This is a genomic window from Synechococcus elongatus PCC 11801, from assembly GCF_003846445.2.
Taxonomy (GTDB): Bacteria; Cyanobacteriota; Cyanobacteriia; order Synechococcales; family Synechococcaceae; genus Synechococcus; species Synechococcus elongatus_A.
This window is the reverse complement of sequence record NZ_CP030139.2, coordinates 745,478-768,015: the sequence shown is the minus strand read 5'-3', so window position 1 is coordinate 768,015 and position 22,538 is coordinate 745,478. Positions and strand designations below refer to the sequence as shown.

The 22,538-nt window shown below is 55.2% G+C and carries 24 protein-coding genes; 8 read left to right on the top strand and 16 right to left on the bottom strand.

From position 1 onward, the window contains the following. The first annotated feature begins 23 nt into the window (after window positions 1-23). Window positions 24-767: a pantothenate kinase gene (locus tag DOP62_RS03655; protein ID WP_208677033.1), complete on the top strand. Its 744-nt coding sequence runs from the start codon at window positions 24-26 to the stop codon at window positions 765-767. On the opposite strand, the gene DOP62_RS03650 is transcribed toward DOP62_RS03655, so the two are convergent. The 4 genes from DOP62_RS03650 to bcp all read right to left on the bottom strand — a co-directional run bounded on the left by DOP62_RS03650 (window position 740) and on the right by bcp (window position 2,291). Beyond that, entirely contained in the window at window positions 740-1,186 is a 447-nt protein-coding gene (locus tag DOP62_RS03650) for an NUDIX hydrolase (protein WP_208673349.1), read from the bottom strand. The two genes, DOP62_RS03655 and DOP62_RS03650, sit on opposite strands and share 28 nt — an antisense overlap. Then, the gene (locus DOP62_RS03645; RefSeq protein ID WP_208673347.1) at window positions 1,187-1,447 is read right to left on the bottom strand and encodes a DUF2442 domain-containing protein; all 261 of its coding nucleotides are present in this window, start codon (window positions 1,445-1,447) and stop codon (window positions 1,187-1,189) included. A gap of 17 nt (window positions 1,448-1,464) precedes the next feature. Next, window positions 1,465-1,731 carry a DUF4160 domain-containing protein gene (locus DOP62_RS03640; protein WP_208673346.1) on the bottom strand — a complete coding sequence of 89 codons (267 nt, stop codon included), beginning with the start codon at window positions 1,729-1,731 and terminating at the stop codon, window positions 1,465-1,467. A gap of 95 nt (window positions 1,732-1,826) precedes the next feature. Continuing rightward, window positions 1,827-2,291 carry a thioredoxin-dependent thiol peroxidase gene (gene bcp / locus DOP62_RS03635; RefSeq protein WP_208673345.1) on the bottom strand — a complete coding sequence of 155 codons (465 nt, stop codon included), beginning with the start codon at window positions 2,289-2,291 and terminating at the stop codon, window positions 1,827-1,829. Window positions 2,292-2,305: 14 nt separating this feature from the next. Here bcp and DOP62_RS03630 point away from each other — a divergent pair, with 14 nt between their 5' ends. The 4 genes from DOP62_RS03630 to DOP62_RS03615 all read left to right on the top strand — a co-directional run bounded on the left by DOP62_RS03630 (window position 2,306) and on the right by DOP62_RS03615 (window position 5,912). After that, window positions 2,306-3,085 carry a 4'-phosphopantetheinyl transferase family protein gene (locus DOP62_RS03630; RefSeq protein ID WP_208673344.1) on the top strand — a complete coding sequence of 260 codons (780 nt, stop codon included), beginning with the start codon at window positions 2,306-2,308 and terminating at the stop codon, window positions 3,083-3,085. 98 nt (window positions 3,086-3,183) lie between these two features. Next, window positions 3,184-3,717, top strand: coding sequence for a hypothetical protein (locus DOP62_RS03625; protein WP_261789804.1), 534 nt, complete (start codon window positions 3,184-3,186; stop codon window positions 3,715-3,717). Window positions 3,718-3,777: 60 nt separating this feature from the next. Then, window positions 3,778-4,215, top strand: coding sequence for a Fur family transcriptional regulator (locus DOP62_RS03620; protein WP_208673342.1), 438 nt, complete (start codon window positions 3,778-3,780; stop codon window positions 4,213-4,215). 74 nt (window positions 4,216-4,289) lie between these two features. Then, window positions 4,290-5,912, top strand: a complete 1,623-nt coding sequence (locus DOP62_RS03615) for a DUF3685 domain-containing protein (protein WP_208673341.1) — start codon at window positions 4,290-4,292, stop codon at window positions 5,910-5,912. Between the two features lie 102 nt (window positions 5,913-6,014). Here the strand turns inward: DOP62_RS03615 and DOP62_RS03610 are convergent, their stop codons facing one another. The 6 genes from DOP62_RS03610 to DOP62_RS03585 all read right to left on the bottom strand — a co-directional run bounded on the left by DOP62_RS03610 (window position 6,015) and on the right by DOP62_RS03585 (window position 10,731). Beyond that, entirely contained in the window at window positions 6,015-6,731 is a 717-nt protein-coding gene (locus DOP62_RS03610) for an alpha/beta fold hydrolase (protein ID WP_208673340.1), read from the bottom strand. 224 nt (window positions 6,732-6,955) lie between these two features. After that, window positions 6,956-7,405, bottom strand: coding sequence for a Spy/CpxP family protein refolding chaperone (locus DOP62_RS03605; protein ID WP_208673338.1), 450 nt, complete (start codon window positions 7,403-7,405; stop codon window positions 6,956-6,958). Between the two features lie 38 nt (window positions 7,406-7,443). Continuing rightward, window positions 7,444-8,475, bottom strand: coding sequence for a hydrogenase expression/formation protein HypE (gene hypE, locus DOP62_RS03600; RefSeq protein ID WP_208673336.1), 1,032 nt, complete (start codon window positions 8,473-8,475; stop codon window positions 7,444-7,446). Between the two features lie 187 nt (window positions 8,476-8,662). Continuing rightward, the gene (locus DOP62_RS03595; protein ID WP_208673334.1) at window positions 8,663-8,812 is read right to left on the bottom strand and encodes a hypothetical protein; all 150 of its coding nucleotides are present in this window, start codon (window positions 8,810-8,812) and stop codon (window positions 8,663-8,665) included. Window positions 8,813-8,972: 160 nt separating this feature from the next. After that, window positions 8,973-9,599, bottom strand: a complete 627-nt coding sequence (locus DOP62_RS03590; RefSeq protein WP_208673332.1) for a DUF3102 domain-containing protein — start codon at window positions 9,597-9,599, stop codon at window positions 8,973-8,975. Window positions 9,600-10,227: 628 nt separating this feature from the next. After that, window positions 10,228-10,731, bottom strand: a complete 504-nt coding sequence (locus DOP62_RS03585; RefSeq protein WP_208673329.1) for a tyrosine-type recombinase/integrase — start codon at window positions 10,729-10,731, stop codon at window positions 10,228-10,230. 123 nt (window positions 10,732-10,854) lie between these two features. Between DOP62_RS03585 and DOP62_RS03580 the strand changes: the two genes are divergently transcribed. Together DOP62_RS03580 and smpB are read left to right on the top strand one after the other, a co-directional pair. After that, a complete protein-coding gene (locus DOP62_RS03580; RefSeq protein WP_208673327.1) occupies window positions 10,855-11,148 on the top strand; it encodes a YciI family protein in 294 nt (97 codons plus the stop codon). A 12-nt stretch (window positions 11,149-11,160) separates the two neighbouring features. Then, window positions 11,161-11,625: an SsrA-binding protein SmpB gene (smpB, locus tag DOP62_RS03575; protein WP_208673325.1), complete on the top strand. Its 465-nt coding sequence runs from the start codon at window positions 11,161-11,163 to the stop codon at window positions 11,623-11,625. 39 nt (window positions 11,626-11,664) lie between these two features. Here the strand turns inward: smpB and DOP62_RS03570 are convergent, their stop codons facing one another. The 3 genes from DOP62_RS03570 to hemB form a co-directional block, all read right to left on the bottom strand. Next, entirely contained in the window at window positions 11,665-12,843 is a 1,179-nt protein-coding gene (locus tag DOP62_RS03570; protein WP_208673323.1) for an LL-diaminopimelate aminotransferase, read from the bottom strand. A 5-nt stretch (window positions 12,844-12,848) separates the two neighbouring features. Beyond that, window positions 12,849-13,172, bottom strand: coding sequence for a thioredoxin (gene trxA / locus DOP62_RS03565; protein ID WP_208673321.1), 324 nt, complete (start codon window positions 13,170-13,172; stop codon window positions 12,849-12,851). Window positions 13,173-13,340: 168 nt separating this feature from the next. Further along, a complete protein-coding gene (gene hemB / locus DOP62_RS03560; RefSeq protein WP_208673319.1) occupies window positions 13,341-14,321 on the bottom strand; it encodes a porphobilinogen synthase in 981 nt (326 codons plus the stop codon). Window positions 14,322-14,528: 207 nt separating this feature from the next. On the opposite strand from hemB, the gene DOP62_RS03555 reads away from it, so the two are divergent. Continuing rightward, window positions 14,529-15,770: a PQQ-dependent sugar dehydrogenase gene (locus DOP62_RS03555; RefSeq protein WP_208673318.1), complete on the top strand. Its 1,242-nt coding sequence runs from the start codon at window positions 14,529-14,531 to the stop codon at window positions 15,768-15,770. A 10-nt stretch (window positions 15,771-15,780) separates the two neighbouring features. Here DOP62_RS03555 and DOP62_RS03550 read toward each other — a convergent pair whose 3' ends face one another. The 3 genes from DOP62_RS03550 to DOP62_RS03540 form a co-directional block, all read right to left on the bottom strand. After that, on the bottom strand, window positions 15,781-16,596 hold the full coding sequence (locus DOP62_RS03550) for a DNA adenine methylase (protein ID WP_208673317.1): 816 nt from the start codon (window positions 16,594-16,596) through the stop codon (window positions 15,781-15,783). 6 nt (window positions 16,597-16,602) lie between these two features. After that, window positions 16,603-17,586 (bottom strand): DnaJ C-terminal domain-containing protein, encoded by a 984-nt coding sequence (locus DOP62_RS03545; protein WP_208673316.1) that lies wholly within the window; start codon window positions 17,584-17,586, stop codon window positions 16,603-16,605. A gap of 121 nt (window positions 17,587-17,707) precedes the next feature. Beyond that, entirely contained in the window at window positions 17,708-22,414 is a 4,707-nt protein-coding gene (locus tag DOP62_RS03540) for a translocation/assembly module TamB (protein ID WP_208673315.1), read from the bottom strand. Between the last annotated feature and the right edge of the window lie 124 nt (window positions 22,415-22,538).

Genomic DNA, 22,538 nt, shown 5'->3' with positions numbered 1-22,538 from the left:
CGCGATCGCCAGCGTCTCGGGGGATGAGTCGACTCGCACTTGCCATTGGAAATTCACGCTGGCATTGGGGGTATTTCTCTAGAGATTCAGCGCCTCGGTTTTGGGATGCAATCGCTCCTAGTCAACCTCTGAGCTGTGCAGAACTCGCAGCATTGCTACGGGCACAACATCCAGAGATCTCGGTCGAGACTCCGATCGCGATCGCCAGCGTCGTCCCTCAACAACTGACACTGCTCCCCGCAGGCTGGCCTCAGCGACAGCTACAGCTCAGCGATGTACCGCTGGCCAATTGCTATCCGACACTGGGCTTAGATCGGGCGATCGCTCTTTATGAAGCAGGCTACCAAGCGGGTTGGCCGGTGTTACTGATCGACTGTGGCACGGCGATTACAGTCAATGCGGCCGATGATCTAGGACAGTTTGCCGGTGGCGCAATTTTGCCCGGAGTGGCCTTACAACTGCGATCACTTACCCAAGGAACGGCTGCTCTCCCCAGGGTTGCAATATCGGCTGAAGGCGATCGATGGGCAATGAATACCTCAGACGCGATCGCGAGTGGTGTGATCCACGGATTAGCAGGAGCACTTAGAGGTTTTATCGAGGACTGGCGATCGCACCATCCACAACGTCCGGTCTATTTCACTGGCGGCGATGGGACGTTACTAGCAAGAATCCTCACCGATCTGCCCAACTGCCGAGTTGAGCCGCATCTCTTGCTACAAGGCATCAATCGCTTGGCTCAAGCAATGACCACCGCCCCAGATTGATAGTCCTGCAGTTGGCGCGCGTGATCGTGACTGTAGGGTCCTGATGGGAGGCGATCGGGCGGAAAACTCGCGACCGCGCGCACTTCATGGCGATCGCCAACTTGCAGATCGCCAGCAACCGTCACTGCCAGCGCAATGCAGACAGAATGCAGCCGAGGATCGCGATCGGGCGCACTGTAAATGCCAACACAGCGCTCGATGCTAACTAAGCGCAAACCCGTTTCTTCTCGCAATTCCCGAGCTGCTGCCTGCGCCACTGTCTCACCGCGATCGATCAGGCCACCAGGCAAACTCCAGCCGCCATCATCCTGCCGCTGAATCAAGACCAGTTCGCCATTCGGCAAGGTCGCAATCAACGATACCGCCACCAAAGGTCGCCGCAACAGCGATCGCAACCCTGCCCACAGCCAAGACAGCATTTAGGACGGTCCTGTCGACAGCGAGGTTGTCGTTTGTAGGCCTGCTAGTAGCGTCTCTGGAGCAATATCTTGGCCGTTAGGCCAAGTGACAGCCCCAAATAAAATGCCAACTTGATTGAAGTAACTCAGATCTTGTAAATCTCGAAATTGTCCATGCTCCAAATAAGGAGTGAGATCAAAAATTCCTCTGCGACCATCTTCTAAATCAACCTGAATCTGATAATCAGGTAGTGGTTGAACTTTTTTGACATCCCAATACATCTCAATCCCTCCTAAGGTTAAAGTGGGTCGATTTTATAAGGCAATTGACCATTCATTGCGAGTTCCCAGTTCACTCTAAGCTCATCTGTATGTAATTCAATCCAAGCTTGCACAATGCGAAGCTGTTTCCTTGGCAGCTCACCTGCCAGAACTTCACCATCTAAAATACTGATCGAGGCTTCATATTCGGCATAGCGAGCGTGAATGTGGGGTAGATTATGATGCTGATTGTCTAGCAAATACATCCTAATCAAAATCCCATAGAACATTGAAATAATTGGCATTCTGAGACTCAAGGCTAAATGAGATGAGGTCTAAGATTATCAATGCAGCGGAGATCTGTGAATTAACAACTAACTCTGCTGCATAGACAAAGCTGTTACTCAACACCCAAATCAGTCAGAATTTGCCGCGCATGGGTTTCGGGTTTGACCTTGGTGTAAACCTGCTCAATGTTGCCCTCGGCATCGATCACAAACGTGTGGCGCATCATGCCCATGTACTCCCGCCCCATGAACTTCTTGAGGCCGTAACTGTCGTAGGCGCTAGCGATAGCTGCATCCGCGTCGGTGAGTAGCGTGAAGGGCAGCTCGTACTTGGCAATAAACTTTTGATGTTTGCTGGCGGGGTCTTTACTCACGCCCAGAACCACAATCCCTGCTTGCTCAAACAAGCTGAAATCGTCCCGAAAACCACAAGCTTCCTTGGTGCAACCCGGTGTATCGTCCTTCGGGTAGAAGTAGATCACCACACGCCGACCTCGCAGGTCAGCCAAGCTGACGGGATTACCCTGTTGATCTGGCAACGTAAAATCTGGCGCGCGATCGCCCACTTGTAACGGCATCGGTCCACAGCAGAATGCAACGCCCCAACCCTAGCGATGCGGTTCCAGTGCCGTCAATTCCCAGTTGCGATCGCGGCCCAATTCCCACACCAGTGACTTGGCAGCCTGGTCCATCCCAACCCGAACTCCCGGAGCGAATGGTGCATCTCTGGCGCTGTTGCCTAACGCGATCGCTCAGTGCGGCTGATCAGGCGATCGTGGCTGCGGATTGCGATCGAGCCCAAGCCTATGGCACTCAACGCCGTCAACAGTTTCTAAGGGGGCGCTGGTGGTTGCGGCAGCTTCTCAGCCTCTATCTACCAGAGAAACCAGCAGACTTTTGCTTTCAGCTCAGTCCCACAGGCAAGCCAGAATTACCGCACACCGATCTCTGCTTTAACCTCAGTCACAGCGGATCGACACTGTTGATTGCGATCGCCCGTCAACCTGTGGGGGTGGATGTGGAACAACCGCGATCGCGATCGTGGCTAGCTTTGGCACGTCGCTACTTCCCGACTGCGGAACAGGAGGCAATGCAACAATCTGCCGATTGCGATCGCTGGGGGCTGGCAAGCTGGGTCTGCAAAGAAGCCTGGATCAAAGCTCAAGGCCGGACGTTAGCCAATTCACTGCGCCATCTCGCGTGTAGCTGGACTGCGACAGGGCAACCCTGTCTGCAAGGGCTCGGTAGCGAGAACAGTTCGATCCGGCTGCTGCAAGTCGATCCTCAAGGCCAGCAGTGGGCTGCAATTGCTTCTCCTGACGAGTTGGACTATCAAATGTGGTCCGCGTCAATAATCTTGAGAAATCATTAAGAGATTTAGCAATTTTTTATTTTTTAGAGACTAAGTTTTTAGCTTGAAAATCATCTTCAAACTGAGGCAAGGCCCAGTTGTTTCGTCTGCGCAAGCTATTGACCGCACTGTTCGTGCTCGTGGGGGCGGGTCTGGCAGCCTATTTTGCGGTGGTTACCTATCGCAGTCAGCAGTCCATTGGAACGGCTACTTCGATACCCCTCCCAGAGTTTTTAGAGCGACTCCCTGACAGTCTTCGCTTTCGAGAACTGGATGCTCGACTGGGCAAGGCACGGGACGTCAGCTTGGCTCTTTCCGAAGTTAACTCTGCCCAAATGGTGAATTACATCTGGGGAGGCTTTCAGCCTTCGTTTGCCGCATTGGGAGTGACCCCAACGGTAGTTGGCTACAGCTTTGAGCTGGAAGTTACGCCCCAGCAATCGATCACACGGGCTTTGCCGACCCAAGATTTCTCACCAAGTTTCATTGGGGCCGTGGTGCCCGAGGGCGATCGCGTCTTTGAACTGCGCTGCCAGAGTATCGAACCCCGTCGGATCAAGCTGGCACCACCCGTGCTTGAGCAAAATCAGCTCATCTGTGGTCCTGGCTCCTTCCCACTAGAACCGCCTGCTACTCAGCCCTCGACTCGCTAAACTAAAGTGGTAATGAGTCCAGGGTGTCTCATGAGTTGTTCCCTTCATCCGTAACCCGTTATGTCCGAGACTGCGGCTCAACCTCCAATTCGATCCCTTGAGGATGCCTTGAATCGCTGCCAAGACAAAGGCATGCGAGTCAGCCGGCAGCGCCGCTACATCTTGGAATTACTCTGGGACGCTCAAGAACATCTTTCGGCACGGGAAATTTACGATCGCCTCAGTCGGGCTGGCCGCGATATCGGTCACACGTCGGTCTACCAAAACTTAGAAGCTCTCGCTGCCAATGGTATTGTTGAGTGTCTCGATCGCTCCGAAGGGCGTTTATACGGCAATATCAGCGATCCTCACAGTCATATCAACTGCCTAGATTCCAATCAGATCATTGATGTGCAGGTGCAATTGCCCGCAGAATTGCTGGACCGCCTCGAAGCAGAAACCGGCGTCCGGATTGTGGACTATCGCATCGATTTCTATGGCTATCAGAATCAACCGTAACGACTGAGCCCTAGGTCAGGCTGGTAGGCTGTTGTCGGTCGGAGCGATGGCTCCACGCATCTTTCTCGCGGTTCATGGCCTTGCCGTTATCAGTCAAAGTCGTTGGGGATTCGCCGTTGCTCCGGCTAGGGCTGGAGGCAGGGATCACCGATCGCTCGGATCTGCAGCTGACGCCGCCGGATGGCACAGTTGCTCCTGACGTGGTCTTGTGGGTGGCTGCGCAACCGCTGGATGCTCAAGAAGCCCTGCGCTGGCGATCGCAATATCCCGAGACCCCAATTCTGGCGATTCTGTCGCTCCCACAGCGATCGCAACTGTCAATGCTGCAGACCCTAGGAATCGAGGGGGCTTGGGCAATCAGTAGCGACTTTGACGACCTCGAAGCCACGCTACGTCAAATTGTCGCTGGGCAAACGCGCTGGCCTCTCCCGCAGGATATTCGCTCTACCCCGGTTCCGCCGCTGGGCTTCTTCCAGTGGTTGCACCAATCCAGCCTGGTGCAGATTGATTCGCAGCTGTTGGCGATCGAAGGTCAACTCCGACATCCCGACTGGAGCTGGCTTGACCGCACCTTTATGATGGGTCGCCGCCGCGAACTAAAAGCTGCTCGGGTTCTGATGGATTGGTTGTGGAATGGCGGGCAAGCGACCCCCTTGCTAGCGCTAGCCCAACCGCCTGCACCGGCCGCTGATCCCCTGACGCTGTCCCCCACAGCCCGCCGTATTCGCGATCGCCAACACCTGCAGGTTCTGCTTTGGGATCACCTGACGGAGCGCCTGCAGCAACCGCTGACCAACCTCACGGGGCGCCCCCTCGAGCTAGATATTTTGCGACGCGATCGCCAGCGTGAGTTACTGGCCATCATCCTGCGGCGTCTCAATGACTTGATTGCAGATTTACAGTTCTCTCAGCTCTCGGCTGAGCAAATCGTCGAGAAACTACCGCAGCTACATCAAGACCTGTGGCAACACAGCCTCAGTGACTTTTATGGCCGCTATCGCGATCTCCAGATCGACAGCACCAAAATCGAATTAGCCAGCAGACTCAGGGATGAGTGGCCACGCTTGGCACCTGACTTAGCAGCTCGACTCCATGGCGATCGCCAACTGCTGCTGACCTTGGTGCATGGGCTGCCTGTAATGATTGATGGCACGGCCTATCCCCTGGAAGCCCCAGAAGCGCAGACCCGTCTGCAACTCTTGCTGGAAAATTTATTGCTGCGTCTTGGTAATGCAGTCGTCCAACCCCTGCTCAACTGTTTTGCGGAAGTGACGGCGATCAAGCAGGAGTTCTACGACGCTCAGCATTTGTCGAATCGCGAACTGACCCGCTTTCGTAACCAGCTCAATTGGGCCGATCGCTGGGAACAGCTACTCGACACCCCGCGATCAATCTACGAGAGTCAATGGCCGCTGCTCTATTTCACAGCTGAGGGCATCGATCGCTGCCAGGTCTATGCACCCCGCGAACAGGAGTTACAACAGTTATCGGGTGTTCAGCAGACGATCACGCTTGTCCTCGAAGCCCGCGATGCGATCGCACCGCAAGTCAGCAACTTGATCCGTTGGCTGGGCAGCGGCGTAGTGTTTGTCCTCACGCAACTGATTGGCCGTGGGATTGGTTTGGTGGGGCGCGGTGTGCTGCAGGGTATCGGCAATGCTTGGCAACCCGATCGCCGACTGAAGGGCGATCGCTAACAACACCCTCTTCTCCCCACGGGATAACCCAGCCAGCAGGTACGGTTACTTGGGGCATATCCATTCCCGTACTAACTTGAGCGTCAATGCCGGATGCATCCCTCAAAGCACTGTCAATAGACAATCGGCAACGGCTTGGGGAGCAGAGAGATAGGGATTGTGGCTGGTGTCCAGAGTCAGCAGGCGATCGCAGCCCCCAGCCTCCGCCATTCGCCGCTGGGTGGCGGGACCAATAACTTTGTCCTGAGTACAGAGGATGTAGACCTTGGGGACTCGCCCCGCTCGCTCGGCTGTGATTTGTACCGGCGTGGAGAGGGGAGCCACTGCTTGGGGAGTGATCAGCGATCGCACCAGCGCCAGATCTTCTGCAGAACAGTCAGCGTAGCCCAGCTCTTGCAATGCTTCGGGCTGGCAAGTTGCTGAAAGCTGGTCGTCTGAGAAGACTGCAGTCCCCATCATCAGGGACTCACTGTCCGTCTGCGAAATATCCAAGGGACTTTCACCGTTCCGCAGCAAATAACCCGCCAGATAGACCAAGGTCTGAATTTTTTCAGGACAAGCCTCCGCTGCTTGGCTGATCACGGCCCCACCCAGACTATGCCCGACTAACACCACCGGCTCGGATTGGGCACGCAGGATGTCGCAAACAGAGTCTGCATAGCGAGCCAAAGTAATCTCCGCCATCGGTCGGGGATTGCGGCCGTGCCCCGGCAGGTCCGGAGTAATAACGGTATGTCCTTGATGCTCCAACCGCGGCGCAACCTTATGCCACACCCAAGCGCCCGATCCTGCGCCATGAATTAGAACAAAGGTGCCCATAGTCTTTTTGCCTTGACCCTATGGGTCGACTATATCGAGCTCCTTAAAAAGCTCCAGAAAAACTGGGGATGAAATATGGAGTCTCAGGCGGTCAGCTGCTGCTAATCCTGACCAACAGCAGACTTGTGATCGCTCAGGTTAGATGGCCTCAAGTTTCACAACAAAACCGGCGCGATCGCACCGGCTTTCCTTTGACAGACGGCTGTATCCAAAGCAGTCAAGGTTCAGTTCGGGGACTCTGCTCCGCCACGCTCACGCCACTGTTGGCGGCGTTCCGATCGCTGTTGTTGGAGCTGTTGACGTTGCTCGGGTGTGAGAATGGCTCGGAGTTTCAAGCTCTGTTGAAAACGCAGCTGCTGGGCCTGTTGCTTGAGCGCATTGAGCTGAGCTTGCTGTTGGCTGAGTTGAGACTCACTGGCATTGCTGGCCCACAGCTGTCGCAGTTGGGTTTGAGTAGCTTTGATTTGTTCGCGGAGCTGTTTCAGTTGCGCTTTATCTTGCTCGCGGAGACTGCTGAGCTGTTGGCGCTGTTCAGGCGTGAGATTCAGTTGCTCCCAGCGCTGTGTGCGATTGGGGCGATCGCCATTGGGATTGGCCTGGGCATGGGCGACGGCTGGAATAGTGAGAGCCCCCAACAGGCTTACCAAGGCCAACTTTTGCAGGAGTCGAGACATCGGGAATCGGTGGGAAGGGTCAGGAATCAGCCCAGCCTTTAGCAAATGCGGGGCAACTGTTCGCCACTGAGCATTTCTAAGAGGCGATCGCCCCCAAAAGGCTGGCGCAACCGCACGAGGCCAGGCGTGGTTGATTGGACGCAACCAATCCAGCGAGGTTCCTGATCGGGCCAAATCTGGCGCAAGGTCTCTAGGGCGATCGCCACTTGATCGGCGGGGAGAAAAGCCACAAATCGGCCTTCGTTGGCCACTTGCAGTGGATCCAACCCCAGAATTTCGCAGACGCCGGCAACTACCGGATCGACTGGAATTGCAGCTGCTTCAATATCCATGCCCACGCCCACGGCAGCCAGCTCATTCAGGGCGCTAGCGAGTCCTCCCCGCGTGAGATCGCGCAAACAGTGCAGATCAACTCCAGCGTCGAGCAAACCCAAAACGGGCGATCGCAAACTGGCAGCATCACTGAGCAGCGGCAGCTCCAACGTCAATCCCTCGCGACAAGCAAGAACCGCAACCCCATGCCGTCCCAAGTCTCCATTGATCACAATGGCATCGCCGACCTGAATCTGCTGCGGACCGATCTGTCGATCGGGCAGTAGGCTGCCGATTCCCGTGGTCGTAATGTAGACACCGTCAGCTTTGCCCCGCTCCACGACTTTGGTATCACCCGCACAAATGTGGACTCCATCAGCTTGGGCAGCAGAAGCCATTGACTGGACAAGGCTCGTCAGGGTAGCGATCGGGAAGCCCTCTTCGAGGATGAAGCTGGCCGTCAGGCTATGGGGAGTGGCTCCGCGCATCAGCAAGTCATTAACTGTGCCATGCACAGCCAGCGAGCCGATATCACCACCGGGAAAAAACAACGGTTGGATGACAAAACTATCGGTACTAACTGCAATGCGATCGCTGGGCAGAGTCAAAACTGCAGCGTCAGCCGCAACGGTTGGGGAGTCTTCAAAGGCTGATCGAAATATCGTCTCGATCAGCTGATTCATCTGGCGACCACCACTCCCATGGGCGAGTTGAATGCGATCGCCACCGGTTGACGGTAATGGACAATCCCAGATCATGCAGCACTTGAGAAAGACAGCTGGCAAAGTCTTCTCTCCGTCTGCGATCGCAGATAGATTCAGGACTTCTGCCCATCTAAAGTAGGTTGACTTGGCTGGCTAAAGTGGCACTTGTGATGAATTGCAAGAGCGATCGTGAACGCTCCCTCTCAAGGCTGCGATCGCCTAGTGCTGCAATCAATCCGGATTAGCCGCAGGAGCGATCGGGTTGCTTGGAAACTCCTTCACTCCACTGCAAGACGATAATGGCTTCTTGCGTGGTGGGAGTATGGCTATGAAATTGACGCAAAAAGCGTTTGGCCATTGCAATTTGTCGGTCGCTATATTGCGGCTTCATGGCTTTATCCTTTTTAGGCTCTAATTTCTAATGAAAAGACAGGCGCGATCGCTGGAGAATAAGCTCTGCAACGATGCGTTAATTTTTCAGCAGCAGCTGAGCCTCAGAAGAGACGGACTGAGCTTGATAGAGACTGAGGCTAGCGTGTGAAAAAGAAGCTTTAGACAGCTTCAGGCCTAATTCTCCGCCGATGATGGGGGCGATGAATCTCACGAATACTAATTTTTGTGATCGCTTGCTGAAAGTCTTGATGTAACTGACCCACAAGGCGATCCAGTTCTGTTGGCTCAAATTCTGAGACAACAATTTCGATTCTGTGGTAAATCTGCTGCGGCGTGTTTTGCTTCTTGATTAAGCGCTTACTGTGCCGAATTACCTTGAGTGCTTGTCGGATAGAAAGATTGAGCTCTTGGCAATCTCGGAGTTCAGGCTCAACCGGTTGGAATTGAGGGTTGGCAGCGCTTTTGATGAACACTTGATCATCCAGAATGGGGATATTGAGTGCTTCAAAGAGCTCTTGGCGATGCTCCCAAAGGAAGCGGTACTCATCGGCCATGCTGCGCTTAAAGGTGCAATGTTCTGAGACCCATTGCTCCCAGCTACCAGTGGGTAGGAGGGCTTTTGCTTGGGATAGTAAGTAGCCGATTGCTAGCGATCGCAATAGCTTTTGTGACTCTAGTTTTTGAATTTCGAAGTAGAGAATATTTGCTTGATGACTGATTGTTGAGATATCTAGCATTTCTGGTGAAAGAATCTCAGTTGTTTGGGGAACTATAGTGATATGCATCTTAATTCTTAAGTGCCAACGCACTGAGAAAAACAAGATGACCTTACTTATAGCCGAAAATCCCTGAATTTTCAGGAAGGTCTCTGCAAATTCAAGCAAAAGTTTGATTCATCACGATAAATTACTTTTAGTGGCAATAAAAATTGCCCTAGAGTTCTCAAAAGTTTATTCGTGTTTGGATAGGTAAAAATCTGAATTGAGTCTTGTATTTTAATCTTTTCTGAGATCTGGATATCTGAGAGCTATAGTTCTCGAAACGAGAGTGGTTTTTGTGAAAATAAAAAAATAATTAATATCTCGCTGAAACTGCAATGTAACGAGTTGATTCTGATCATTTCGAATGATGGCTCTGTCCATTGCTTCTAATCTTGATCTTTTGAATTTAGGCTTTTAATTACTCATGCAATTTAATGTAAACCGTTGAGCAGCTGAGAGTCACCTTCAAACTAGTCACGAAATCTGGCTAGATTAAGGACAGTCGATCAAGCCTGTTTAAGGGGGATGGTACTCCTGCCTCAGTCCAGGAAATAGACTGTCAGTAAATATGAGACGATCGCTATCGCTATTAGCTCTGGAGAGGTGTGCAGCGATCGCAGGCTTTCAACGAGACTTTTGATGTCAAACTTTTTCAGCCGAGATAAGCCGCAGAGGTCTGACCGATGTAGTGTCCCAGATGTTGGCCGGTGCGAAGCGTCGCAGCAATCAGGGCAACAGGGGCACCACGTTCAACCGCACTTTGGGCATGGCAATCCCAGAGTTGTTGGGCAGTGCAGGGAAAAGTCAAGCCAACGCGGCGGGCAGCATTGCGAACAATGCCACTGACTCGGGCTGGGCTGAGAGCGCTGCCATGGCGGCTGAGAAAGATCAGGGATTGAGCGTTGGTTTGGGGCGATCGCAAATAGAGGAGGTGGCTCCAGCAGTGACTCGGGAGCAACAGTTCACCCCCCGTGGGTAAAGTCAACAGACCTTGGTTCCCCCCGATCGCGCGGACATCCTGCCAACGGATAGCAGTCAATTCTTCTGGGCGCAAACCTGCATAGTAAATCAGCCGCAGCATTGCGTTATTGCGATGATTCCGCTCAGCCGCAAGTAACTGACGAAACCAATCTTCGGCACGATCAAGGGCTGTCATAGGAGGTCGCGATCGCCATCATCGCCATCACAAGTTGGCGATACTTTAGCGGCCCTGTCCAGAGCAGAACTGTTACCGCCACCACACTCCCCGATAAACTAGTGCCAGTTGCTGGCCTGGTCTATGCCTTGGTTTGTCAAAATTGAGCAGGGACGCGTGGAAAAAGCGGTTTTTGATCGCTATGTCCCAGCTCATTTAGACTACGTCCGTCAGCTGAATGCAGCCGGTCACCAAGCCAGTAGTGGCTACTGGGCTGAGCGCGGAGGGGGCATGTTGCTCTTTCAAGCTGAGTCGCGGTGCCAAGCAGAACAAATTGTTGCAGCCGATCCGCTGGTCCAGTCCGGCTGTGTGACCTACGAACTCCACGAATGGTGTGTGGTCTGCTCTGCGACAGCGCAGAATGGATCTTTGGTGTAACAACAGGCAACCATGGCCGATTCCGGCGGCATCAAAGTTCTGAGTGAAAATCGTCAGGCTCGTTTCCAATACGAAATTCTCGAGACCTTCGAGGCTGGGATTGAACTCCTCGGCACGGAGGTCAAATCGATTCGGGCGGGGCGGGTCAACCTGCGCGATGGCTTTGCTTTGGTGCGCAATGGTGAAGTCTGGTTGCACAACGTCCATATTTCGCCGCACCTCCAAGCAAGCACTTATTACAATCACGACCCCCTGCGGACACGCAAGCTGCTGCTACACCGCGAGGAAATCCGCAAGCTGATCGGCAAGGTTGAACAAAAGGGGCTGACCTTGGTGCCGCTGAAGATGTATCTCAAGCAGGGCTGGGTGAAAGTCACCCTCGGCTTAGGACGCGGTAAGAAATTGCATGACAAGCGCGATACTGAGCGTCGTCGCCAAGATGAGCGAGATATTCAGCGGGCGATCAAACGGACCTAAACCGTTTGGACCCGCTCACCTCACACCAGCCCAGAAACCTCAGCTGACTAAGAACTGGGTAATCCGTCTAGCAGCTTCTTCCAGCCGATCGCGATCGTGCACGAGGGCAAAGCGGACAAAGCCTTCGCCACAGTCGCCAAAACCAATGCCAGGGGAAGCGGCGACGCCGGTTTGAGCGACAAGCTGCTCGCAGAATTCGAGCGATCGCGTTTGCCAAGGTGCAGGCAGCGGTGCCCAAAGGTACATGGTCGAAACCGGCTTAGGAATCGTCCAACCTGTGGCGGCCAGCGCATCAATAAAAATGTCGCGGCGATCACGGAAACGTTGACGGGTCGCTTCCACACAATCCTGTGGTCCCGAAAGAGCGGCGATCGCCCCCGCCAAAATACCTTGGTACTGGTTGAAGTCCACCACAGCTTTCAGTCGGCGCAGCGCTCCAATCAACTCCGCATTGCCGATGGCGAAGCCTACGCGGAAGCCGCCCATGTTGTAGGACTTGGAGAGCGAGAAGAATTCGATCGACTGCTGCTTCTGGCAATCGGCTTGAAAAATTGAGGGCACCTCGACGCCATCAAAACCAAGGTCGGGATAGGGAAAGTCGTGGGCCAGCACCAGTTGATGGTGACGGCAGAAGGCCACGGCCTCTTCAAAAAAGGCCAGCGGCGCGATCGCTGTCGTTGGGTTGTGGGGATAGCTGAGAACGAGCAAGCGCGATCGCGACAAAATATCAGTAGGAATGGCGCTGAAGTCCGGCAAAAAGCCCCGATCGGCGGTTGTAGCCAGACGGTAGATCTCCCCCCCGGCCAAATAAACGCCACCAGCATGGGAGGGATAGCCCGGATCTTGGAGCAGAGCGATCTCGCCAGGCTCCATCACCGCCAGCGGTAGGTGGGCCGTCCCTTCTTGCGAGCCAATTAACAGCAGGACTTCCGTTTCGGGATCGACGCCGAGGCCAAACTTGCGTTCGTACCAAGCCGCCGCTGCCTGCCGAAACAGGAGTGTGCCCTGATGCAGTAGGTAGCCATGGCTGCTAGGGTCTTGCAAGCTCGCGGCGATCGCGGCCACCACATGATCTGGAGCGGGAAGATCTGAGGATCCTAAGGAAAGATCAATCACCTCTTGCCCCGCTGCGATCGCTGCCGCTTTGGCTCGATCCATATCGGCAAAAACGTTGCGTTGTAAGGGCGCGAGCCGCTGCGACAACCGAAAGTTAGGCATGAACTTTAAAGATGGGCGTTAATCAGGGTCTGAATGCGATCGCGTCCGACGGCACCTTCGACGCGCTCCACCAATTCGCCGTTTTGAAACAGCAACAGGGTTGGAATGCCTTGAACTTGGTAGCGAGCCACCGTTTCGGGGTTGGGATCAACCTCGAGTTTGTAAACCTTGAGTTGATCAGCATAGGTCTGGGCAGCCCAGTCCATCAGCGGTGCAATCAGACGGCAAGGCCCACACCACGGCGCCCAAAAATCGACGAGAACCAGTCCCGGGGCTTGCAAAACGGCAGATTCAAACTGCTGATCATTCAGCTCAGCTGCTGCTGACATGACGAACCGAACCTTGAGCGCACAACGATCTTCCAGTGTGCCATTGCGCTCGATGGTCAGCGTGAATTCACGCCGGAATCCTGCCTGACTGTCAATGTTTGGAGATGGGCGATCGGGCGGGCTTAGATCACTGCTCAGGAATCGCAGCCCAACCCTGTCGAATTTGCGTTAGGCGAGCCAGCGAGCGGCATCCTTGGCGTGGTAAGTCAGAATCAGGTCCGCCCCAGCCCGCTTAAAGCTAGTCAGGGTTTCCAGCACTACCCGCTCTTCATCGATCCAGCCATTGAGCGCCGCCGCCTTGACCATCGAATATTCGCCAGAAACGTTATAGGCCGCGACGGGCAAGTCAGTGGTCTCTTTGATCCGGCAAATGATGTCCATGTAGGACAGAGCCGGTTTAACCATGACAATGTCAGCACCTTCGGCGATATCCAGCTCAACTTCCTTGAGTGCTTCGCGGCTATTGCCTGGATCCATTTGGTAGGTACGGCGATCGCCAAATTGCGGAGCTGATTCAGCCGCATCACGGAAGGGGCCATAGTAGGCCGAAGCATATTTGGCTGAGTAGGCCATGATCGGCGTATCGCTAAAGCCCGCTTCATCCAAGGCTTCGCGAATCGTGGCGACAAAGCCATCCATCATGCCGGAAGGCGCAATGATGTCTGCCCCCGCTTTGGCTTGAGAGACCGCGGTTTTGCGCAGCAATTCTAAGGTCGGATCATTGAGGACGCGACCGGAGAGATCGCCGACTTCCAAGTAGCCACAGTGGCCGTGGGGCGTGTATTCACACAGGCAGGTGTCAGCCGCAACAATCAGCCCAGGCACCGCTTCTTTGACGGCGGTTGCTGCCTTCTGGACGATGCCGCAATCGTGCCAAGCGCCGGTTGCATCATTGTCTTTTTCGGTGGGAATGCCGAAGAGAATGATTGAGGGAATGCCGAGGTCATAAACTTCCTTGGCCTCTTCCACGATCTTGTCGATCGACAGTTGATAAACCCCGGGCATGGATTTCACTTCCTTGGCGACGCCACTGCCGGGCACCGCGAACAGGGGATAGATGAAATCGGCCGAAGTCAACGTCGTTTCGCGCACCATCCGGCGCAAAGTTTCGGACGATCGCAGGCGACGGGGACGATGCGTGGGGAACATGGACTCAGCTGTGGCACGTATTTCCTCAGTTTACGGCGGGGATTAAAAGCCGCAGTGTCACAAACTATGAAGCTTTTGCTCAGAGCCGATCCTCCGATCGCAACGACGCTTCAGCTCCCCTATAGAGGGAACCTTTCGTAACATTTGGCAATCTTTGGCCAAGAGGCTACCCAAGCTGGTTGCTGCTGTGATTCTCGAAACGCTGCGATGAAAGTATCCACTGCTGCCACCACCCTGATTGGACTGGCGATCGCGACTGGATTTGCGAGTTGCAGTACTGCCTCCTCTCCACCGACCACCTCCACCCCCGTTGCGGCGCAGACCACCCCAGACCCTGCATCGCTGTTAGTACCCGCGTCGGTACCGGAATTGACCACGGTGGAAGTGACGCCACTCGTCGAAGGGCTAGAGCATCCCTGGAGTTTGGCTTGGCTTCCGAATGGCGATCTGTTGATTACAGAACGACCGGGGCGGCTGCGCTTGGTTCGCCAAGGAAAGCTGGAGCCGACTGCGATCGCAGGACTTCCTGCAGATCTATGGGTACAAGGGCAAGGTGGCCTGCTGGATGTCACGGTTGATCCTCAATTCGCGCAAAATCGCTGGGTCTATTTCAGCTACGCCGCAGGCAGCTCAGCGGCCAATCGGGTTCAAGTCGCGCGGGGTCGCCTGAATGGTCTGCAACTACAAGACGTAGAGGTCATTTTTACGGTGACGCCCGATAAGTCCAGCGCCCAGCACTTTGGCTCACGACTGGCTTGGCTGCCCGATCGAACCCTATTGATTGCGATCGGCGATGGGGGCAATCCGCCGGTGGAACTCAATGGGCGTTTGATTCGCCACCAAGCACAAATGCCCGAGAGCGGTTTGGGCAAAATTCATCGCATCAATGCCGATGGCTCAATTCCGGCTGATAATCCCTTTCGCAATCAACCCAATGCCCAAGCTAGTTTATGGAGCATTGGCCACCGCAACATTCAGGGCTTAGCCGTTGACGCGCAGACCGGGACGGCGTGGTCGACCGAGCATGGATCGCGGGGTGGTGATGAGTTGAATCAAATCAAGGCTGGCGAAAATTACGGCTGGCCTGAAGTTACCTTTAGCCAAGAATATTGGGGCGCAGAAATCAGTTCTCGCCGCACCCAACCCGGCATGATCGATCCGCATCTCGTCTGGACACCTGCGATCGCACCTTCCGGTATGACGGTCTATCGTGGCGCCAAAGTACCCAATTGGCAGGGCAAGATTTTTGCAGGCGGCTTGGTCAGTCGAGACATTCGCATAATTCAAGTCTCGCCCGAGGGTCGCGCAACCAATGTTTCTCGCATTCCAATCGGGGCACGAGTTCGCGATGTACGCCAAGGTCCTAGCGGCGATCTCTATGTGTTGACGGATGAATCCTCGGGCAAGCTGCTCCGTGTGCGATCGACAGCATCCGCTGCCCAACGTTAACTAGTCGAAACTAACTGCTTTGAAAAGCTATTTCCCAGCCTTGATGGACGCCTTTTGTTGCAATCATTTCTAGGGCTGGCTGGCGATCACCATTACAGGAAATTCGCCTTGGGGCCAAGCAGGTCACAACTTGAAATCCCAGCGATTGGTAAAGCTCTAGGATTCTGGGCGTTGCTTGATTAGAAGCAATCACAGGACTATTTGCCGCTGCTAGCCAATGCGCTAGGCGCACTTGATCATCCCAATTGAAGCCTTCTTTGGCATACTGTCGAAACTCCACATCATAGGGAGGATCAGCATAGATCAAGTCTTGAGCCGTTACTGTTAGCTGATCGAAGTCACCCAGACAAAATTGATAATCTTGGAAGAGTTGAAAGTAATCTAAAAAATCATGACGATAGTGAATGGCTTTATAGCGACCAAAGGGAACATTAAATTCACCCTTAGAGTTAAAGCGACAGAGCCCATTAAAGCCCGTACGGTTGAGGTAGTAAAAATATTGTGCTGAGAGTGCTGAAGGCAGATCAGTTTGGTTAAAAGCTTGTCGGTATTGGTAATAGAGATCCGGATCATTCTCTAGGGGGATTGTGACTTCTAATCCTGCTTTGACCTGTTGATAAAAATTGATCAAATGCGGATTGATGTCATTCAAAAGAGCGCGGCGGGGCTTCAGGCTGAGGGTGACAGCTAGCCCACCACAAAACGGCTCGACAAGACGATCGTAGTCAAGTCCCTGCACAAGTCCTTGCAGCTTGGGGACCAGCCAGCGTTTACCCCCAGCCCATTTCAGCGGCGGCTTTAAGGGCGCGATCGCAGGATCAGGCATTGCGCGCTAGAGACTGTACTGCTTGAGGTCCGATCGCAGATCGGCACTGCGCGATCGCTGCAACTGTTCGTAGGCCTGACGTTCTGCATCGGTCAGGGTTTTGGGTACCGCGATCGCTACCTTCACCAAGAGGTCACCGCGACCGGTGCGAGTCGGCCAACCCTTACCGCGCAATCGTAGAGATTGGCCGGTACGAACCCCTGCAGGAATGTTGACGTTGACCAACCCATCCGGTGTGGGAACCGCGATCGTGGCACCCAGTGCGGCTTCGTCGGGAGCGATCGGTACCTCACAGATCAAGTGATCGCCATCCAACTGGAAGAACTCGTGTGGTTTGATGTCCACTTTCAGGTAGAGGTCGCCCCGCTGACCGGTCGTTGGCATAATGTTGCCCTTACCTCGCAAGCGCAGCTTACTGCCAGCTTTAATCCCTGGGGGCACCTTGACCTCGACCATTTCGTTGTTGATCCGCAGCTGTTTTTGCGTGCCTCGAAAGGCATCGCTGAGGCTGAGGCTAATACTGGCTTCGGCATCCAGGCTAACTTTCCGCGCTCCTGCGGTCGCTTGCCCCCCGAAGCCACTCCCAAAGTCCTGAAAGCCAGGGCTGCGATAACCGGCACTGGCGCTAGCCGAAGCACCACCGCCAAACCGCCCCAGCAATTCATTAATGAAATCGTCGAAGCTACCGTAGCGACCAAATTCAAAGTCATCAAAGCCCACCCCAGCAGGCCCCGCCCCTGCCCCAGGTGCTCCGACGCGGCTCCAATACTGGCCAAACTGGTCGTACTTCCGGCGCTTATCAGTATCCGAAAGTACCTCGTACGCTTCGTTGATTTCCTTAAAGCGTGCCTCCGCCACCTTATCGCCCGGATTCATGTCGGGGTGGTACTGGCGAGCCAAACGTCGAAACGCTTTTTTGATCTCGTCGGCACTGGCAGCGCGCCCCACTCCAAGCGTTGCGTAATAGTCTTTGAAGTCCGTCGCTGCCATGGCGAAACTACATCTCCGTTGGAGGCTGATTACATTGCGTCCTTATTCTGCCACTGTGTTCCCAGTCCGCTGTGGCAATGCACCGATCGCATGGAGGAAGAGAACCGATCGCGCCACCGGTTTAAAAGCGTTGGTTGAACTCCAGTACGGCTCGATTGTTGCCAGCGGTATCGGTTGTGCCGCGAATACTGAGGCTGTCGGTGAATTCATAGCGCAGGTTGAACTGCGTCGGCAGCCCCAAGGTCAGCACCTGTAGCACCGAAACTGATAGGTCATCGGTGATATCAAATCCCAATTGTCCACCTAGTCCTAGGACGGTATTGGTATTGCCCGACAGTGCCAAGGACTGAACATCGCGATCGGGCACTTCAGTCACCGTGGGGAAGAGTTGGATGTTGATCCGCTCACCCAAGGCGCTGTTGAAAAAGCCCTGCACATTATTTAAGAGGGCTTGACTAGCCAACCCCAATAAGGCGGTGCCACCGCCCGAATTGGCCAAACTGTTAACCGTGCCACCCCCAATCAAGGTCAGCAACTCGCGCTCACTGCGGGGTGGACTACTGGTGAGCTGAATACTGTTTTGTAGGTTGCTGGCGAGGGTGTTGACCTGAGCACGGACACGCACGAGCTGGAAGCGGCCAAATCCCGTTTGGGATGGATCGTTCTGGAAAGGCAAGACGATGCGATCGCTCCCTGTTTGGAGCGTCGATCCGGTGAACTCTGGAATCGAGGCAACGAGGTTGACATTGACAAAGGGATCGAGCCCGAGGTCTGGGCGAAAAATGACTCGACTGGTTTGACGGCGATCGAGAACAAAGGTTGAGGTGAAGAGATTGACCTGCCCGGAAGTCAACGTCAGGCTACCATCGGGCGACAGAGTTGACCCCAGCGGTCCATCCAACGAGAGATCGCCTTTGACACCAAAACGGAAGAGAGGATCGGACTGAATCGAGACGCCATCTTCGAGGGAAATCTTTAGCTGCTGGAAGCGAACAGGTAGAGTGGGGCCACCTAGATCGCCACTGGCAAGGTTCGTCAAGCGATCGGGGCTGGGCAACAGGATCTCAGCCTGATTGATGCGGATATCTCCAGCGATCGCTGGTTCCAGTGCGGATCCCAGGATCTGCAGATCAGCGGCTGTATGACCGGTAAACAGATTGGGTAAGGCAACCTTGGCGTCGCGCAAGGCAATGGCTAGTGGCTGAGCGCGATCGGGGTCATTGGCTGGCAAGAGTTCAGCAAGGGGCAGCACTCCTTGTGCCGTAATCGTGCCCCCGTTGAAATTACTGCTGAGGGACTCGATGCGCAGACGATCTTGGGCGAAATCAATTTGGCCGTTCACGTTGGTAAACGGTTCTGCCAAGAGCGGAGAAGCAAAACTCGCGTTTTGGAAGCGGGCTTGCCCCGACAGGATGGGAGCCTCAAGGGTGCCCCGCAGCCGAAGTTTGACATCCCCTTGGCCGCCTTGCCACTGCACTTTGTCGCGGCTGAGCAGACTCAGGAATTTTAGGCCGTTGTTACTAACGTCGAGGTTGAGCTGAACTTCATCACTGGGTTGACTAGCCAGAAAAGGTAGCTGTAGAGGGAGGCTCCCTGTCACCCGCACGGGCTCTGGATCGTCAGCCACAAGCGCAAAACCAAAGGTCAGGCGCCCCTCGCGCACGTTGAAACCCGTCTGCTCTGCTTGAATCGGAGTGCCGTTAATCACGGCGTTACTGAGCTGGAGATCACCCAGCACTTGAGGGTTTTCGAGACGGCCTGACAGTGTTGCCGAGAGTCCTAAGTTGCCCTGCATCTCGATGGGCAAGCGCAAGAATTGCTGAATGCCCGCCAAGGGTAAGCCTTCAACAAACAGTTCGCCTTGGGTCTGGTTGCTGAAGCTGCCGCTAAAGCTCAGCTTGGTGGCACCGGTCTGAATTTCAAAGGGTTCTAGCTGAATTTGGTTCTGTTTAACCGATCCTTTGAGCAGGACGCGATCAGCACGGTAATCGCCCCAGACCCAGCCTGCCCCTTGAAAGTCAAAGTCTGCGGTCAATCCCTGCTGCCATGAGCCACCGACAGTGGCAATCCCATCAAAGCGCCCAGTGAGCTGGCGAATCGTGGGTAATGTTGGGAGGGGCTGCGTTGCTTCCTGCTGGAGCTGCAGTGCCTGAATCTGGCTCAGTCGCTGGAGCTGTTGGTAAAGCGAAGCGGCAGTATCGTTAATTCCGGTGACAGCCGCGATCGCCTCGGCATCGGCAAATTCGGGCTGCTCGGCCAAAAAGCCCGATCGCTGTAAGCTGCGCAGGAACCAAGCTAGTTCTTGGGGATTTCCCTGTTTGGCTTCAAGACGGGCTGAGACCTTCCCCTCACCCGCTAGCTGGACGCGCCCTTCGAGGCTGTAGAGGCTGTCCTCTCGTGCTAGGACTGCTTCAGAGAGCATCAGCCAGCCATCCCCGAGCTGAAATTGAGCTGTCAAGCGATCGCCGCGCACATACCCAAAGCGGGGACGAATCACGGAGAGGTTGCCACTGCCAGTTCCTTGCTGGAGGTTGAGACGACCATCCCCACTGACACGGCCAGCAGTGACCAAGGGGATGCCGCGATCGCTGGGCAAGTTGAGTCCAGCAATGCTGAAGTTATCGGCCTGCCAGCGGAGATCGGCCCCATTGGCTTGGACTTCGATCACCCCGCCACTCTGCTGCCAGCGGAACGCCTGCAGCTGGAATTGGCGATCGGTTTGGGCGCGGAGCTGGCCATCGGCACTAGTCAACGCTACCTGCAGCCCTTGCTGGTTGTAGCGCAGGCTGCCCTGCCAGTCCCGACGACGGCGCTGGGCACTCCAACCCACGTCTCTGAGCTGGAGATCGCCATCGAGTTGTGGCGTCTGTAAGCTGCCAACTAACGTACCTTGGAAGCCTAAATTGCCTTGAATCGGCAGAGGAATCGGCAGGGTTTGCAGGGGCAACTGCTGGAGATTCAGCGCGATCTGGAGCTGTTGATCGGCAGCTGCGTTGGGGCGAACTTGTCCCTGCGCGACCAATCCCGGTGCTGAAAATTCCCGCAGTGCTAGCTGTTGCCCATCCCAGCCCCAGTCCAAGTTGGCTTGACCATCAGCCCAGCGCTGGCCTTGCCACTCCAAGTTACGCAGTGCGAAGCGACTGTTGGCTTGCAGAGTTGAGAGAGACAGGTTGCGCAGACTGCCGCTGAGTTGCACCTGCCCGTTGGCTTGTCCGCCGAGGTCAGTGGCCAGCAGTTGCAGAGGAAGGTCGCGGACTTGCACATTGCCCTGCCAGCGATCGCCCTGACTACTGAGCTGGGCTTGCACGGCTCCACTGCCGGTCTGCACCAGCGCGATCGCTTGCCAATCGGGCTGGCGTTTGAGAAAGATCTGACCGTCGATGGTTTGCTGTTGCGCTGTGGTTTGCCAGCGAACCTCCGCCTCTGGGCGATCGAGAGTCCCCCCGATTTGACCGCTCGCCACCAATGCTCCCAATTCGAGGTTGGCGGGAACTGCAGCTCCCAAATTTTGCAATAGCTGACGACTCGACAGCCCTCGCAGCTCTGCGGTCAATGCAAGCGGCTTGTCGGCCTGTCGGCCAATACTGCCCTGGAGTGAGAGCTGCCCCTGCTGGGCGATCGCGATCGTCCCTTGCTGAACCCGCAGCTGCTTGGCATCCAGCTGGTACTGCGCCGTTACCTTACCTAGTGCGAGCCCCTGCCAAGTGGTACCTGCCGCTGGTGTTAAAGCGATCGCGCCTCGAAAGGCTTCGCGCTGCTGTTCAATCGTCAACTGTGCCTGTAGGGAACCCCCTAGTTTGAGTCCAGGTAAGGGCGATCGGGCGTTCTGACTTCCCGGCTTGGTCGTCAGCTGAATCGTGCCGCCCCGATCAAGGGTCCAGATCCCCTGCCCTTGCAGTTGCCAGTCTTGCCAGCGTGCCTGACCTTGCTGGACAGTCACTTGCCGATCTTGGAATTGCAGCGCTGCTGTGACGGATTGCAAACGGACTGGTAGCTCAGCAGCCTTCAGCGTTGCGGCCTGCAACTGGGCTGAGCCATTGATCGCTGTGAGCTGTTGGTTGCGCAGCTGCAGCGTCAGATTGCCACTGGCAGTGCCTGCTTCTGCGATCGCGGGAAGCGCAAGGGACTGGGTGAGGAGACGTTGTACTTCGGGCAGGGATACCTGCTCGCTGCGCAGGCGGAGTTCCCCATCTCGCCCCGCTTGGAGGTTTCCTTGAACGATGCCGCGCTGGCCGGTACTCAGTTGGGCACTGGCTTGGAATTGAGCCCGCTGTCCTTGGGAGAGCCGCAGATCGCCCACGATCGCCGTCAGACGCACCGGTGCGAGGAGTTGATCCTGAGCATTGCGTGGTTGGAGGCTGAGCTGTCCTTGCTCAACCACTAGCTTGAGATCGGGATAGTCCCCGGGAGGGACTTGCTCTGGAAAGGGATACCATTGCCCACTGTTGAGCTGTTGCAAGCTGGCATCGACGTTTTGCAGGCGCACCTCTAGCGGTATACGGCCTTGGAACAATCCCACCCAATCCACACCTACCGTGGTGGATTGCCAGCTAACGAAACTAGGCCCTGAGACGCTGCCGAGTTGCGATCGCCCCAGCTGCACGCCATTCCAAGTCCAGCCTTCAATACGCCCCAGTTGCAGCGGCTGTCCTAATACCGCCGTGAGTTGCTGCTCCACTTGCGGAATCAGCCATGTTTCTGCCAAACGCTGGGGGCCACCCACGCCAACCCACACACCACCCGACAGCAACAACCCACCTCCAAGCATCCACCAAGCACGCCGCCGCGAGGAGGGAGTGGAAGGATTGGGCTCGGGCGAAGCAACCATAGAGTCTTCGGGGATGGCGCAGAGTAGAACGCTAGGCCATTATCTGGCCTCACTTTCGGCTGTCAACCGCAGCCAGAACAGTTTCCTAAGAGGGTCAAACGAACTGAAAAAGCGATCGCTCTCA

Bases quoted from the DNA above. Each gene is read 5' to 3' on its own strand.
- DOP62_RS03655 (WP_208677033.1), top strand. From the start codon at position 24: ATGAGTCGACTCGCACTTGCCATTGGAAATTCACGCTGGCATTGGGGG.
- DOP62_RS03650 (WP_208673349.1), bottom strand. From the start codon at position 1,186: ATGCTGTCTTGGCTGTGGGCAGGGTTGCGATCGCTGTTGCGGCGACCT.
- DOP62_RS03645 (WP_208673347.1), bottom strand. From the start codon at position 1,447: ATGTATTGGGATGTCAAAAAAGTTCAACCACTACCTGATTATCAGATT.
- DOP62_RS03640 (WP_208673346.1), bottom strand. From the start codon at position 1,731: ATGCCAATTATTTCAATGTTCTATGGGATTTTGATTAGGATGTATTTG.
- bcp (WP_208673345.1), bottom strand. From the start codon at position 2,291: ATGCCGTTACAAGTGGGCGATCGCGCGCCAGATTTTACGTTGCCAGAT.
- DOP62_RS03630 (WP_208673344.1), top strand. From the start codon at position 2,306: ATGCAACGCCCCAACCCTAGCGATGCGGTTCCAGTGCCGTCAATTCCC.
- DOP62_RS03620 (WP_208673342.1), top strand. From the start codon at position 3,778: ATGTCCGAGACTGCGGCTCAACCTCCAATTCGATCCCTTGAGGATGCC.
- DOP62_RS03615 (WP_208673341.1), top strand. From the start codon at position 4,290: ATGGCCTTGCCGTTATCAGTCAAAGTCGTTGGGGATTCGCCGTTGCTC.
- DOP62_RS03610 (WP_208673340.1), bottom strand. From the start codon at position 6,731: ATGGGCACCTTTGTTCTAATTCATGGCGCAGGATCGGGCGCTTGGGTG.
- DOP62_RS03605 (WP_208673338.1), bottom strand. From the start codon at position 7,405: ATGTCTCGACTCCTGCAAAAGTTGGCCTTGGTAAGCCTGTTGGGGGCT.
- hypE (WP_208673336.1), bottom strand. From the start codon at position 8,475: ATGATCTGGGATTGTCCATTACCGTCAACCGGTGGCGATCGCATTCAA.
- DOP62_RS03595 (WP_208673334.1), bottom strand. From the start codon at position 8,812: ATGAAGCCGCAATATAGCGACCGACAAATTGCAATGGCCAAACGCTTT.
- DOP62_RS03590 (WP_208673332.1), bottom strand. From the start codon at position 9,599: ATGCATATCACTATAGTTCCCCAAACAACTGAGATTCTTTCACCAGAA.
- DOP62_RS03585 (WP_208673329.1), bottom strand. From the start codon at position 10,731: ATGACAGCCCTTGATCGTGCCGAAGATTGGTTTCGTCAGTTACTTGCG.
- DOP62_RS03580 (WP_208673327.1), top strand. From the start codon at position 10,855: ATGCCTTGGTTTGTCAAAATTGAGCAGGGACGCGTGGAAAAAGCGGTT.
- smpB (WP_208673325.1), top strand. From the start codon at position 11,161: ATGGCCGATTCCGGCGGCATCAAAGTTCTGAGTGAAAATCGTCAGGCT.
- DOP62_RS03570 (WP_208673323.1), bottom strand. From the start codon at position 12,843: ATGCCTAACTTTCGGTTGTCGCAGCGGCTCGCGCCCTTACAACGCAAC.
- trxA (WP_208673321.1), bottom strand. From the start codon at position 13,172: ATGTCAGCAGCAGCTGAGCTGAATGATCAGCAGTTTGAATCTGCCGTT.
- hemB (WP_208673319.1), bottom strand. From the start codon at position 14,321: ATGTTCCCCACGCATCGTCCCCGTCGCCTGCGATCGTCCGAAACTTTG.
- DOP62_RS03555 (WP_208673318.1), top strand. From the start codon at position 14,529: ATGAAAGTATCCACTGCTGCCACCACCCTGATTGGACTGGCGATCGCG.
- DOP62_RS03550 (WP_208673317.1), bottom strand. From the start codon at position 16,596: ATGCCTGATCCTGCGATCGCGCCCTTAAAGCCGCCGCTGAAATGGGCT.
- DOP62_RS03545 (WP_208673316.1), bottom strand. From the start codon at position 17,586: ATGGCAGCGACGGACTTCAAAGACTATTACGCAACGCTTGGAGTGGGG.
- DOP62_RS03540 (WP_208673315.1), bottom strand. From the start codon at position 22,414: ATGGTTGCTTCGCCCGAGCCCAATCCTTCCACTCCCTCCTCGCGGCGG.